Origin of the sequence: Micromonospora chokoriensis (genome assembly GCF_900091505.1) — a bacterium.
Classification (GTDB): Bacteria; Actinomycetota; Actinomycetes; order Mycobacteriales; family Micromonosporaceae; genus Micromonospora; species Micromonospora chokoriensis.
This window is the reverse complement of record NZ_LT607409.1, coordinates 2,641,480-2,654,865: the sequence shown is the minus strand read 5'-3', so window position 1 is coordinate 2,654,865 and position 13,386 is coordinate 2,641,480. Positions and strand designations below refer to the sequence as shown.

Here is a 13,386-nt window from a genome sequence, read left to right as displayed (position 1 = left end):
ATCGTGCCTGCTCATCAGCTGCTCGGTCGGCGCAGCCCGCACACAACGCAAATCCCGACTTCCATCTCAATTGCCATTTGACACGCAATTCGGGCAAGGTTGGCACGCCTTCTCAGGACTGTCGGCCCGGTGGCACCCCTCGGTGGGTCACTGCCAGGCCGTTGCTCGTCCGTACCGCTGCCAGGTCACCGTCGGTGTCGGTACGCAGCACCCGGGCACCGCCCCTGCCCAACCGACTGAGCAAGCCGGGGCTCGGATGCCCGTAGGTGTTGCCGGTGCCGACCGGCACGAGCGCGACGGCGGGCCGCACCGCGTCAAGGAATCCGGGGTCCTGGTACGCCGAACCGTGGTGGGCGACCTTCAGCACGTCCGCCCGCAACTGGCCGGGCGTCGCCCGCGCCACCATCGCGTGCTGCTCCTCGGCCTCCGCGTCACCGGGGAGCAGGATCCGCACCCCGGCCACCGTGGCGCGCAGCACCAACGAGTTGTTGTTCGGGTCGGACCTGGTGCCGGCCAGCGGGTACGGCGGGCCGAGCACCAGCAGGTCGACCCCGCCCACGGGGTGTCGAGCACCGGCCACGGTGGTCAGCAGCGCGGCCCGCCCGCCGGTCGCCGCCGCCCGGACGAGGTCCCGGCCGCTCTCCGGGTCGGTCGACGACGGTGTCAGCACAGCACCGACCCGCCGGCCCCGGAACACCCCGGCCACTCCACCCACGTGGTCGGCGTGGAAGTGACTGATCACCAGCAGTGGCACCTCCCGTACGCCGAGCCGGCGCAGGCAGCCGTCCACCGCACCCGGCTCCGGCCCGGCGTCCACCACCACGGCCCGGCCGGGTGCGACCGGCAGCACCACGGCGTCGCCCTGACCCACGGCGCAGACCACCACCACCCAACCCGGCGGCGGCCAGCCGGCGAAGACCAGCCGTACCGGAAGCGCACCCAGCACCGTGGCCACGCCGACGACCGCCACCAGCCGCCGTACGAGTGGTCGGCGCACCGCGACCAGCAGCGCGACGGTCAGCGCGGCCAACAGCAGCGCGCCGGGCAGCCCGCCCAGCCACGGCACGGTGCCGCCCGGCAGCCGGGCGCCCTGCCGGGCGATCACCACCAACCACCAGGCCGGCCAGCTCGCCAACCAGGCGAGGAACTCGGCCCCACCCGGACAGACCGGCGACACCATGGCCGCCAACACGCCCAGCACCGTCGCCGGCGCGATGGCCGGCACCGCCAGGAGGTTGGCCGGCACCGCCACCAGGCTGACCGTGCCGGAGATACCGGCGACGACCGGGCCGCAGGCCAGTTGCGCCGCCGCCGGCACGGCCAGTGCCTCCGCCAGCCCCACCGGTACGCCCCGGCGACGCAACCCGTCGCGCCAGCGTGGCGCGAGCAGCAACAGGCCGCCGGTGGCCAGCACGGAGAGCGCGAACCCGGGGTCCCCGGCCAGCTCGGGGTCGACCAACACCAGCACGGTGACGGCGGCGGCAAGCGCGGGCAGCGCGGCTCGGGGTCGACCGGCGGCCAGCGCGGCCAGGCCGATCGCTCCCATCGTCGCCGCCCGTACGACGCTCGGCGAGGGACGGACCAGGATGACGAAGCCCACCAGTGCGACCCCGCAGAGCCCGACGGCGAGCCACGGCCCGGCCCGCGCCCACCGGGCCAGCAGCAACACGGCGCCTACGACAATCGCGACGTTGCTCCCCGACACCGCATTGAGATGCGTCATTCCGGTTGCTTGGAAGTCCGCCTCGACGTCGGGCGGCAGCCGGCTGGTGTCCCCCACCACCAGCCCGGGGAGCAGCCCACCGGGATCGTCGGGCAGCGGGGCGCAGGCTCGTTGCAGGCCGGCGCGCAGCGACCCGGCGGCGCGCTGCGCCCAGGACGACACACCGTGCCGCTGCGGCGGGCCGTCGGCGCTGAGCACGGCTGCGGTGAGGTCACCACCACGCGGAACGCCGAGCCGGCCGTCGGCGCTGAGGCGCTGCCCCGGCAGCAGCCCCCGCCAGGCCGGGTCGGTCGCCAGGACGAGCAGCCGCACCGACGCGTGGATCCGCCGGCCGTCCGGGCCGGTGAGTCGAACCGACTCCGTCGACACCAGCAGCATGCCCGGCCGGCCGGCGCTGCGGATCGGACGCGGATCGTCCCTCACCACCAGGTCGACGGTGACCAGAGCACGCTGCTCGGCCAGGGCACGGATCGCCGGTGCGTCGCGAACGGCAAGCCGGGCAGCGGTGGCGGCACCACCGCAGACCACACCGAGGCCGACCGCCACGGCGACCCACCCGTAGCGTCGCACCACTGCTCGGGGACGACCGAGGCGGCCAAGCAGGTGCACACCGCCAAGCACCGTCAGAACCACCGCCGTGCCGGTCACCAGCAGCGCGGCTCGGCTGCCGAGGTGCAGGGCAGCGAGCGCGGTGAGCCAGGCCGCCACGGCGAGCCCGGCCAGTCGCAGATCCGGCGGCTCGGACCGCGTCCGGCTGGCCGTCGGTGCGTCGGCAAGCTCGCTCACACCGTCACCAGGTCCTTGAGCTGCTCGTAGCGAGCATCGCCGATCCCGTCGACCTGGCGCAGGTCACCAACAGACTTGAACCCGCCGTGCTGATCCCGGTGGGCGAGGATCCGCTGGGCGAGCACCGGCCCCACCCCGGGCAGCGCGTCGAGCTGCGCCAGGGTGGCGGTGTTGAGGTTCAGCGGCCCGGTGGCCGGGGCAGCCCCGCCGCCGCGCGGCGCGGCCGGGCCGCCCGGCGGCGGCGTCACCCCGACCACGATCAACTCGCCGTCGGTGACCTTGCGGGCGGGATTGAGCAACGCCACGTCGACCCCGGGCAGCGCGCCGCCGGCCGCCTGCACCGCGTCGGCGAGACGGGAACCGGCCGGCAGGCGCACCAAGCCGGGTTTTCGGACCTTGCCCGCGACCGCCACCACCAGCTCGCCGAAGCCGGACGCGCTGGGGGCATTCACCGACGCCGCCGCTGTGCTCTCGCTGACCAGCGGGGCGACCGGCTCCGACTGCGGCCGGGAACGCCAGGCCCAACCGGCCGCTACCAACGCCACCACCACGGCGACGACCGCCAACGCCCGCACACCCCGTCGCCCAGGGTCGAACGCCCCCGGCCCGGGCAGCCGCGACCCGGGCGCAACCACAGATTCGCCCGGCGTCGGCTCCGACGCCGGCGCGGCGGGTCGAGCGGACAACACGTCCGCGCCGACCGAAGTGGACGGCACACCAAACCGGGGTACGCCCCCGAGCTGCGCCTCGGGTCGGGGTGGTGGTGCGACAGCAGTCTCCGTCAGCCGGCGCAGGCGCTGGCGTACCTCTGTCTCCTCGTCGTGCGACACAGCGCGACGCTATGGCGGCGGCCGGGACGGTGGGGTGTGCCGGCACCGCCCTGTGGACAGCGCGCCGCGCTGTGGACAACTACCTGATCAAGCCTCGATCTGCTAAGAACACCAGCAGGTACACCCCGCCCAGAGGGTTGATCCAGCGACGAACACCGAGGTCCCTCGAGGACGCAGGGTAGGTCCGGGCAGGCAAGGACCGACGGACACCTCATCAGCACCGCTGGCGCTGACTCAACGAAGGGCGTCGGATCGTCCCGGCGGTTTCCACCATTGCGGCGCGTCCTCGTCGGGCAGTGGCCGCCCGGCCAGTAGACAGAGCACGGCGAGGATGACGAAGACGCCCGGCAGGAGGATGAGGGAGCCCCGGCCGGTGTCGATCTCCTCGGGCAGGCGCGGATCGACCAGGCCCTCGGGATCCCGTACCACGACGACGCGTTGCCCGATGCCGCCTTCCGGGTTGTTCGAGGCGCCGATGCTGCTCCCCGGCCACATCCCCAGTTCCCCCGGAATACGCCGATCGCGCTGGTCGGCGAGGGTGTAGTAGAGGTGGCGGCCCTTCTCCTTGCCATCTCGTACGTCGATGACGGTGGCCACGACCCGCTCGCCGCGCTGCGTCAGCACCGTCGACCACAGCCCTCCGGCGGCCACGAACATGAGCAGCGGACTGACCAGCCAGGCCACCGACAGCATGATCATCCGGGGTGGCGGCGACACCACCAGCACGGCCACCATCAGCGCGACACACCACAACACCGTGCCCGGCAGCGCCACCCTGTCGGCCCGGACCCAGGTCGTCGCCGCCAGGGCACCGATCGCGCCGGCAACCGTGAACACCGCCAGATACACCGCGCCGAGCGGGTTGAGGAGACGACGACGACCGCGAGACCTCATGGGCAGCAGAGTAGATCCGCCGGGCAACGGCGTGACTGGGACTGCGCGCACGGCGAAGCAGCCGTGGCACAGGTGTTTTCGGAGTAGGGCCAGGCCGATCACCTTCGCCGAGGCGGACGAGACGTCAAGCGCCATACCTCAGAAGCATGAATATGCCTCTGAGGTATGGCGCTCCCCAGCATGGCCAGCCAGCCGAGCCCACCAACCGTGCGTGGGGAACTACTCGTCTAGAGGTACGGCCGGGTGATGATCTCGATGGCGTGGCCGGCCGGGTCGAAGAAGTAGAAGCCGCGTCCGCCGTGTTCGGTGTTGATCTCCCCTTCCCGCTTCAGTTGCGGATCGGCCCAGTACGTGATTCCTCGCCCCTCGATGAACGCCAGGCACCGCACGAACAGCTCGTCGTCGACGAGGAACGCGTAGTGCTGCATCTGGATGTCCACCGGCGGCTCGGCGAACTGGAGCAGCACGCCCTCGTCCAGTTGCACGTTGGCGAACGGCCCCCACGAAGGCGCCGCCGGCAGCTCGAACAGCTCCCGGTAGAACGCGGCCGATGCGCTCTTGTCCTTGCTGGCGATGATGGTGTGGTTGAACGTGACTGTCACGCGTACCGTCTTCTTCCCGGTCGATCCGAAAACCCGACCGGAAGCCCACAGCGTTCACCCAGCCACGCAGATGACGAAGCCCCGAGGGCGCCGACGCCCCGGATCCCGCACGAGAGACGCGTGGTTCGCGTCGATCTCGGCGTGGTGGCTGAAGTAGCCAGAACCTCCGGGGGGTAGGCCCATCTGGGGCGCGCACGGAGGCTAACACAGCCGCGCGAGGCAGACCGTTGTCGTCGTCGCGGCAGCTGGGAGCCCGAGCGATCTGCGGCGGTCAGCGGGCTTCTGGGTCGAGGCCGAGCACGGCCCGTCCGCCGTCCACCGGCAGCGTCACCCCGTTGATGAAGCTCGCCGCGGGCGACAGCAGGTACGCGACGGCTTCGGCTACCTCCTCGACCTTCCCGATGCGGCCGACCGGGTGGAGCCGATTCAGTTCGGCGTCGATCCACTGGGCCCGGGTGGGCTCCTGTGCGGCCAGGAATTCGGTGTGCCGGTCGGTGGCGATCGAGCCGAGCGCGACCGCGTTGGCGCGGATGCCGTGCCTGCCGTACTCGACGGCCAGCGCCCGGGTCAGTCCTTCCACGGCGGCCTTCGCCGTCGCGTACGGCAAAGCACCTGACACCGGCCGACGGGCCTGGTGCGACGAGACGTTGACGATCGCACCGCCAGCGGAGCGGGCGAGGAAGTGGCGGACGGCGACCGCGGCGCCGACCACGGCTGGGCGCAGGTTCAGCCCGATCAGGTCCAGCACCGTGTCAGCCGACGCGGTGTGCAGCGCGGCGTCGCGGAACACCGCCGCGTTGTTCACCCACCCGCTCAGCGGCGCGGCGTGCTCTGCCAGCTCGGCGGCGCGCTCGGCCACCTGCTCGTCGGCGGCGTCGCCGACCACCGCGACGAGCCGGTCGGCGGCCGGGTGGCCGGGCAGCCATTCGACCGTGTCCGCGTCGCGTTCCAGCACGCACACCGTCATGCCGGTCGCGACCAGCTGTTCGACCACGGCCCGGCCGATACCGCGACCGCCGCCGGTCACCACGCACGACGTGGGCACCACTCAGCCCTCCGGACGACGGTGGACGACCACGCAGGCCAGGCCCGGGCCGGCGTGGGCGGCCACGACCGCGCCGGCCTCGGAGACGTACGTGTCGTGCAGCCGGTCACCGAGCCGCCCGGTCAGCGCGACGAGCAACGCCTCGGCCCGCTGCGGCGCGGCCAGGTGGTGCACCCCGAGGTCGACGTCGTCGTCCCCGGCCGCCTCGACGGCCAGGTCGACGAGCCGGGCCACTCCGCGGCTGGCGGTGCGGACCTTCTCCCGCAGCACGATCGTCCCGTCCGGCATGTGCATGATCGGCTTGACGGAGAGGGCGGTCCCGAGCAGCGCCTCGGCGGCGTTGATCCGGCCGCCCCGGCGGAGGAACTCGAGCGTGTCGACGTAGAACCAGACGGTGGTACGGGCGACGGCGGTGAGCGCGGCGTCGCGTACACCGGCGAGGTCGACGCCGGCCTCGGCGGCGGTGGCGGCCGCGATGGCCGGGAAGCCGAGGCCCATGCCGGTCGAGCGACTGTCCACGACCTCGACCCGGCCGTCGAAGTCGGCGGCGGCCAGGCGGGCGGCCTCGACGGTGCCGGACAGGGTGGCGGAGATGTGCACCGAGACGATCCCGTCGGCGCCCTCGTCCAACAGTCGGCGGTACGTCCGGGCGAACTGTTCCGGCGCCGGGCGGGAGGTGGTCGCGGTGACCCGGCGGGCGCTCAACGCCAGTGTGGCGTCGGCCGGCTGGGTCTCCACCCCCTCCAGCCCCTCCGCACCGTTGAGGACGACTGTCAACGGCACGACGGTCAGCCGGTGCGCGTGCACCAGCTCGGGCGGGAGGTAGGCGGTGGAGTCGATGACGACCGCGACGGGCATGCCCGGCACGCTAGCCGATCGGGACGCCGAACGACGAAGCGCGATGACGCCCGGCCGGGGCGAGGATCGTGCTCAGACCGCGTCGACGGTGACCGGGGCGGTGATCAGGCCGACGTTGTGCGCCCGCAACTGCCAACCCCGGACGTCGTCGTGGCGCAGTTCGGTCCAGTGACAGTTGGCGAGCGACCCGACGGCGCGCAGCACCGTCGGGTCCCAGCCGAGCAGGTGACCGACGCCCTGCCGGGAGGCCCCGCCGTGGGTGGCGATCACCACGGTGCCGCCCGGTGCCGCGTGGGCGGCCTCCAGCAGCGCGGCGGCGACCCGTTCACCGAGGTCGGGCAAGGGTTCCACGTCGACACCGGGAGCGGGGTCGCCGGCCTGCCAGCGGGCGTACTCCTCCGGGAAGCGCTCGGCGACCTCGGTGAGGTGCAGGCCCTGCCACTGGCCGAAGTGCCGCTCGCGCAGCCGTGCGTCGGTGCGGACCGGCAGGCCGGTCAGCGCGACCAGCGCGGCGGCGGTCTCCGCGGCGCGACCCAGGTCACTGGACACGATGGCGTCGGGCCGCAGCGCCGCGAGCAGCGGAGCGGCGGCGCGGGCCTGGTCGCGACCCAGCTCGTTCAGGGGTACGTCGGTCTGCCCCTGGACCCGGTTGGCGGCGTTCCAGTCGGTGTTGCCGTGCCGCCAGACGATCAGCTTGGTCATTCGGCTGCGGCGGACCCGCCGGCGTCGGCCTCGACCAGGTCACGGTCGACGAACGGGATGGTGGGGCAGTCCTTCCAGAGCCGGTCGAGGGCGTAGAACTCGCGCTCCTCGGTGTGCTGGACGTGCACCACGATGTCGACGTAGTCGAGCAGCACCCAGCGGCCACCGCGCTCGCCCTCGCGCCGTACCGGCTTCGCCTTGTCCGGAAGCTCCAGCAGGCTCTCCTCGATGGCGTCGACGATGGCCAGCACCTGACGCTCGTTGGGGGCGGCGGCGAGCACGAACGCGTCGGTGATGGCGAGCTGGTCGCCGACGTCGATGATCGTGATGTCCTGCGCCTTCTTGTCGGCGGCGGCCTGGGCGGCCGCGATAGCCAGCTCGTGAGCGCGTTCGGAAACTGTCACCGTTCTCCTTCGATCAGGCGTGCGATCCTCCAAGCGTCTCACACCCGTCGTCACACCGACCGGGCAGTTCTGGTCGGTTTCAGGCAGCAACAGGGGCATACCGGGCGGGTTCAGCGCTGATAGAGGCGCCGCTTGGCGATGTACTGCACCACACCGTCGGGGACCAGGTACCAGACCGGTTCGCCCCGGGCGACCCGGGCGCGGCAGTCGGTCGACGAGATGGACATCGCCGGCACCTGGATCAGACTGACGGTGTCCGCCGGAAGGTGCTTGTCGGTCAGCGCGAACCCGGGCCGGGTCACGCCGACGAAGTGGGCCAGCTCGAAGATCTCGTCCAGGTCCTTCCAGGACAGGATGCGTTGCAGGGCGTCCGCTCCGGTGATGAAGAACAGCTGCACCTTGGGGCCGTACTCGGCCTGGAGGTCGCGCAGGGTGTCGACCGTGTACGTCGGCCCGCTGCGGTCGATGTCGACCCGGCTGACCTGGAAGCGGGGGTTTGAGGCGGTCGCGATGACGGTCATCAGGTACCGGTCCTCGGCGGGGCTCACCGGCTCGTCGGCCTTCTGCCACGGCTGGCCGGTCGGAACGAAGACCACCTCGTCCAGGCCGAACCGGTCGGCCACCTCGCTGGCCGCGACGAGGTGCCCGTGGTGGATCGGGTCGAAGGTGCCACCCATGATCCCGATCCGCCGGATATCTTCCTCCACCCCGTGATCGTAGGCCGACCTCGTCAGAGGGCTGTCGCGGCCCGGGGTGGGCGTGGGGTGGCTCGTCGGCCACCCCACGCCCGACGGCTCTCATGCCGACGCGGCCGCCACCGCCGTGCGGGCGACGAGCGCGCGCCGCAGGTCGTCGTCGGCGTCGGTCACCACCCGGCGCAGGCCGGGGGTCAGGTCGTCGCGGGCCAGCAACGCCGCGGCCGCCGCCCGGGTCGGCTGCGCCACGGCGTAGCGGGGGAACGCCAGGGCCGCCACCCGGTCGGCCGTCCAGGGGGTACGCCGACTCACGGCGCCCGGCATCTCCGCGAAGTACCTGTCGACGTACGCGGCGGTCAGCTCGGCCTGTTCGGGTTGCCAGAACGCCTCGGCTGTCGCCTCCAACAGCCGGTTGGACAGGTCGGTGTCCCGCACGATGATCTCCCACGCGGCCTGCTTCGCCGCCGGGTCGGGCAGGGCGGCCCGGCAGTGGGCGGCCCGTTCCGCGCCCGTGGCGCTGACGTCGGCCGCCGCCTCGACGGCGATCTCCGCCTCGCCGGCGGCGCCCAGCACCACCAGCCGGCGCAGCACCGCCCAGCGCAGCTCCGCGTCGACCTTCAGGCCGGTTGGCACGTCCCGCCCGGCGAGCCAGCCGACGAGCAGGTCGTCGTCGGTGGTCGCGCCGATCCAGCCTCGCGCGGCGGCGAGCTGCAACGACCCTCCGGCCGGTGCGCCGTCGAGCAGCCGCCGGCACGCCTGGGCGACCCGGGCCAGCGCCGCCGACCGGGTCAGCGGGTCGAGGTAGCGGTCGACGAGCGACCGGCTGAGGGCCAGCACGTCCTCCGCGATGATCACCTCGGTCTCGGTGGGCAGCGCGGCGACCATCAGGTCGACCAGGCCGGCGACCGGCCGCTCCCCGTCGGTGGCCGCGTCCAGTGCCTCGCCCCACAGCAGAGCCCTGGCCAGCGGGTCGGTCAGACCGGGCAGCACCAGCGCAACGGCCTCCGCCGACGCCGGGTCGAGACGCACCTTGGCGAAGGTGAGGTCACCGTCGTTGAGCAGCAGCAGCCGGGCCGCCGGCAGGCCCTCCAGCTGACCCAGCACGGTCCGATCGCCGTCGACGGCCGGGTCGACGTCCACCTCGTCGCGGAGGACGCTGCCGTCCGCCGAGTAACGGCCCACGCCGATCCGGTGCGGACGCCGCACCGGGTGCGACTCGGGCGCGGTCTGCACCACCGCCACCTCGGTGTAGCGCCCGTCGGCGTCCACGGCGACCTCGGCGCGCAACGTGTTGACCTGCGGCCGACGCAACCACAGCTCGGCCCAGCCGGAGAGGTCCCGCCCGCTGGCGCTGGTGAGGCTGGCCAGCAGGTCGTCGAGGGTGGCGTTGCCGAAGCGGTGCGCGGCGAAGTGCGCGTTGAGGCCGGTCAGGAACGCCTCGTCGCCGAGCCACGCGACCAGCTGCCGCAGCACGCTGGCTCCCTTGGCGTACGAGATGCCGTCGAAGTTGAGCAGGCCCTCGTCGGCGTCGGCGACCTCCTCCGGGGCGATCGGGTGGGTGGAGGGGCGCTGGTCGGCGGCGTAACCCCAGGCCTTGCGGCGCATCGCGAAGGTGGTCCACGCCTGGTCGAAACGGGTCGCCTCGGCGGTGACCCGGGTGCCCAGGTACTCCGCGAAGGACTCGTTCAACCACAGGTCGTCCCACCAGCGCATGGTGACCAGGTCGCCGAACCACATGTGGGCCATCTCGTGGGCGATGGTGGTGGCCCGCTGCTCGCGCTGCGTGTCGGTGACCGCGGAGCGGAAGATGTAGTCGTCGCGGAGGGTGACGATGCCCGGATTCTCCATCGCGCCGGCGTTGAACTCGGGCACGAACGCCTGGTCGTACTTGCCGAACGGGTAGCGCTCGGTGAAGAGCTCGTGGAACCGGTCCAGGCACTGCCGGGTGACGGTGAAGATCTCGTCGGCGTCGGCGTCCAGGTGCGCGGCCTGCGACCGGCGGCAGTAGATGCCCAGCGGCACACCGTCGTGCTCGGCCCGCTGGACGTGCCACGGCCCGGCGACGAGCGAGAAGAAGTACGTCGCCAGGGGCGCGCTCGGGGCGAACTCCCACCGGCCGGGGGCCGGGTTGGCGACGACCTCGGCGTTGCCGGCGACCGTCCACTCCGGTGGCGCTGTCACCGAGAGGGTGAACGGGGCCTTGAGGTCGGGTTGGTCGAAGGCGGCGAAGATGCGCTGCGCGTTGTCGAGGAACGACATCGCGTAGAGGTAGGTCTCGCCGTCGGCCGGGTCGACGAAGCGGTGCATGCCCTCGCCCGCGTTGGAATACGCCATCTCTGCCTCGACGACGAGCGTGTTCTCCGCGTCGAGGTCGTCGAGCGGCAGCCGGTTGTCGGCGAGCAGGCCGGGGTCCAGGTCACGGTCGTTGAGGCGTACGCCCAGCAGGGTGGTGGGCTTGACCTCGGCGAAGGTCGCGGTGCCGGGGGTCGCCCGGAACCGGATCTCCACGCGGGAGCGGAACCGCTCCGCGCCGCCGGTCAGATCGAGGTCCACCTGATAGGACTCGACAGTAATCGCCGCGCCACGCGCGGTCGCCTCTACACGGGTCAGGCTCGGCATCCGCTTATCCTGCCCGATGGGGATCGGCACCCGGTCACCACACGACCCTCGGCACTGGAGGAAAGAACCATGGCGCAGCACCCCAAGGGCGACTTCGACCTCTCGCGGGCGGTCTGGCAGCGGGCCGAGGGGGACACCTCCGACAGCGCCGTGGAGGTCGCCTTCGTCGACGATCTGATCGGGATGCGCAACTCGGCGGAGCCGGAGGGACCGGTGCTGGTCTTCACCCAGGCCGAGTGGGACGCGTTCGTGGCCGGCGCGCAGGACGGCGAGTTCGACCTGGACTGAACGCGCCGACCGGTGTGCGGTTGCCGTGCCGGTGCCCGCCGTCGGGGTGCCGGCGCGGAGCCCTCCCCCACCGGAACGACCGGCCCGGGCCGGTGGTCAACCATCGGCCCGGCCGTCGCCGTCGCCCCAGCCGAGGCCGCCCGGACCGGGGGCGTGGTGGAAACCGGGATGGTCGGCGACGTCGACGCAACGCTCGCCGTCCGGGCCGAGCGCACCGCAGAACAGCCGCTCGGCCCGCTGCCAGGCATCCGCCGGTGACAGGGCCGCCGCACCGAGGGCGACCTCCGCGCGGAGCAGGCTGAGCGCCTCCGCGTACGCCACCGCCAGCTCGCGGGCCTCGGCCGCGTCGGGCGCGGTGAAGCCCAGGTGCACGGTGAAGAACCGGCGCGGCCGGGTGGGCCGCCGAGGCGGCCCGATCAGTGGCCGCCCGTCACGGCTGCCGCCCAGCGCCCCGAGCGCCCGCCGCTGCCGCCAGTGCGGTGATGTGTTGTCGCGCATTCGCCCTCCCCGTGGTTGCCCCACCAGCAGCAAACCAGGTTCCGCCGCCCCTGGGAGGGGCCAGCGGTGTGCCGCCCGCGCGGGGATTCAGCTGCGGCGACCGGGGTAGACAGCCGGCCGGACCCCGCGCGTGAGGAGACCCGATGGCGAGCATGCCGGCCGACCGCAGCCCGGACAGCACGCTCGCGCTGCTCCGCTCCGGCTACCGCTTCATCGGCGAACGCTGTGAGCGCTACGACAGCGACGTGTTCCGCACCCGGATCCTGCTCGCTCCGACCATCTGCCTCCGCGGCCGGCCGGCGACCGAGTTGTTCTACGACACCGAACGCTTCCAACGGGCCACCGCCATGCCGCTGCGGGTGCAGCGGACCCTCACCGGCCGGGGTGGTGTGCAGGGGCTCGACGGGACGGAACACACCGACCGCAAGGCGATGTTCATGTCGATCATGACGCCGGCCGCCATCCGGCGGCTCGGCCAGCTCTTCGACGACGAGTGGCGGGCCCGGATCCCCGCCTGGGAGGCCGCCGGGCCGGTGTCGCTCTACGACGAGCTGGGCCGACTACTGACCCGGGTGGTGTACGCCTGGGTCGGGGCGCCGCTGCCCGCCTCGCAGGTCGCGGACCGCGCCGTCGAGCTGCACGCCATGATCGAGGCGCCGGCGCTGGTCGGCCCCCGGCACTGGCGGGGACGGCTCGCCCGTCGCCGCGCCGAACGCCGGCTCGCCGCCCTGGTCGAACGGACCCGGACCGGTCTCGCTCCGGCGCCGGCCGGCAGCGCCCTGGCGGTGATCGCCGAACACCGGGACGGGCGGGGCGACCTGCTCCCCCGCCGGATCGCGGCGGTGGAGCTGTTGAACCTGCTGCGCCCCGTGGTCGCCGTCGACCAGTACATCGCCTTCGCCGCGCTCGCCCTGCACGACCACCCGGGCTGGCGGGACCGGGTCCGCGACGACGACGAGGCCACCGAGAACTTCGTCCAGGAGGTACGCCGCTACTACCCGTTCTTCCCGATGGCTGCCGCCCGGGTCCGACGCTCCTTCGACTGGGAGGGTCACCACTTCCCCCGCGGCCGACGGGTGCTGCTCGACCTGTACGGCACCAACCACCACCCGACGCTCTGGCCGGAACCGGAGCTGTTCCGTCCGGAACGGTTCGCCGGGCGACACGTCGACCCGTACGAGCTGATCCCGCAGGGCGGCGGTGACCACTGGGCCGGGCACCGGTGCGCCGGTGAGTGGATCACCATCGACCTGATGAAACGGGCGGTCGCCAACCTGACCACCACCATGCGCTACGACGTACCGGTCCAGGACCTGACCCTGGACCTGCGCCGGATGCCGGCGCTGCCGCCCCTCGGCCTGACCATCACCACCATCCGCCGCACCGACTGATCGGACGACGCCCGTGCGCGATCAACCACGGCGTGCAGAGGTACGACGGGG

The 13,386-nt window shown here is 72.8% G+C and carries 13 protein-coding genes; 2 read left to right on the top strand and 11 right to left on the bottom strand.

Translation table 11 applies throughout. The annotated features are described in order from the left end of the window. Positions 1 to 112: 112 nt before the first annotated feature. The 10 genes from GA0070612_RS12600 to pepN form a co-directional block, all read right to left on the bottom strand. Complete coding sequence (locus GA0070612_RS12600) at positions 113 to 2,509, bottom strand: ComEC/Rec2 family competence protein (protein ID WP_088988065.1); 2,397 nt, start codon at positions 2,507 to 2,509, stop codon at positions 113 to 115. After that, the gene (locus tag GA0070612_RS12595; RefSeq protein WP_088988064.1) at positions 2,506 to 3,339 is read right to left on the bottom strand and encodes a ComEA family DNA-binding protein; all 834 of its coding nucleotides are present in this window, start codon (positions 3,337 to 3,339) and stop codon (positions 2,506 to 2,508) included. Before GA0070612_RS12595 ends, GA0070612_RS12600 begins: the two co-directional genes overlap by 4 nt. Positions 3,340 to 3,573: 234 nt before the next feature. Further along, positions 3,574 to 4,233, bottom strand: coding sequence for a hypothetical protein (locus GA0070612_RS12590; RefSeq protein ID WP_157742460.1), 660 nt, complete (start codon positions 4,231 to 4,233; stop codon positions 3,574 to 3,576). A 227-nt stretch (positions 4,234 to 4,460) separates the two neighbouring features. After that, on the bottom strand, positions 4,461 to 4,835 hold the full coding sequence (locus tag GA0070612_RS12585; protein WP_088988062.1) for a VOC family protein: 375 nt from the start codon (positions 4,833 to 4,835) through the stop codon (positions 4,461 to 4,463). Between the two features lie 271 nt (positions 4,836 to 5,106). Then, positions 5,107 to 5,883 carry an SDR family NAD(P)-dependent oxidoreductase gene (locus GA0070612_RS12580; protein ID WP_167393620.1) on the bottom strand — a complete coding sequence of 259 codons (777 nt, stop codon included), beginning with the start codon at positions 5,881 to 5,883 and terminating at the stop codon, positions 5,107 to 5,109. Then, positions 5,884 to 6,738: a DegV family protein gene (locus GA0070612_RS12575; RefSeq protein ID WP_088988061.1), complete on the bottom strand. Its 855-nt coding sequence runs from the start codon at positions 6,736 to 6,738 to the stop codon at positions 5,884 to 5,886. A gap of 72 nt (positions 6,739 to 6,810) precedes the next feature. Next, on the bottom strand, positions 6,811 to 7,440 hold the full coding sequence (locus GA0070612_RS12570; protein WP_088988060.1) for a histidine phosphatase family protein: 630 nt from the start codon (positions 7,438 to 7,440) through the stop codon (positions 6,811 to 6,813). Then, positions 7,437 to 7,844 carry a ribosome silencing factor gene (rsfS, locus tag GA0070612_RS12565; RefSeq protein WP_088988059.1) on the bottom strand — a complete coding sequence of 136 codons (408 nt, stop codon included), beginning with the start codon at positions 7,842 to 7,844 and terminating at the stop codon, positions 7,437 to 7,439. The genes GA0070612_RS12570 and rsfS overlap by 4 nt, the downstream gene beginning before the upstream one ends. Before the next feature lie 110 nt (positions 7,845 to 7,954). Then, a complete protein-coding gene (gene nadD / locus GA0070612_RS12560) occupies positions 7,955 to 8,551 on the bottom strand; it encodes a nicotinate-nucleotide adenylyltransferase (RefSeq protein ID WP_088988058.1) in 597 nt (198 codons plus the stop codon). Positions 8,552 to 8,641: 90 nt separating this feature from the next. After that, positions 8,642 to 11,158, bottom strand: coding sequence for an aminopeptidase N (gene pepN, locus GA0070612_RS12555; RefSeq protein WP_088988057.1), 2,517 nt, complete (start codon positions 11,156 to 11,158; stop codon positions 8,642 to 8,644). A 69-nt stretch (positions 11,159 to 11,227) separates the two neighbouring features. Between pepN and GA0070612_RS12550 the strand changes: the two genes are divergently transcribed. Beyond that, positions 11,228 to 11,446 carry a DUF397 domain-containing protein gene (locus GA0070612_RS12550; RefSeq protein ID WP_030491749.1) on the top strand — a complete coding sequence of 73 codons (219 nt, stop codon included), beginning with the start codon at positions 11,228 to 11,230 and terminating at the stop codon, positions 11,444 to 11,446. Between the two features lie 96 nt (positions 11,447 to 11,542). Here the strand turns inward: GA0070612_RS12550 and GA0070612_RS12545 are convergent, their stop codons facing one another. Next, positions 11,543 to 11,944 carry a hypothetical protein gene (locus GA0070612_RS12545; protein WP_088988056.1) on the bottom strand — a complete coding sequence of 134 codons (402 nt, stop codon included), beginning with the start codon at positions 11,942 to 11,944 and terminating at the stop codon, positions 11,543 to 11,545. 143 nt (positions 11,945 to 12,087) lie between these two features. Between GA0070612_RS12545 and GA0070612_RS12540 the strand changes: the two genes are divergently transcribed. Continuing rightward, complete coding sequence (locus tag GA0070612_RS12540) at positions 12,088 to 13,335, top strand: cytochrome P450 (RefSeq protein WP_088988055.1); 1,248 nt, start codon at positions 12,088 to 12,090, stop codon at positions 13,333 to 13,335. Positions 13,336 to 13,386 lie beyond the last annotated feature (51 nt).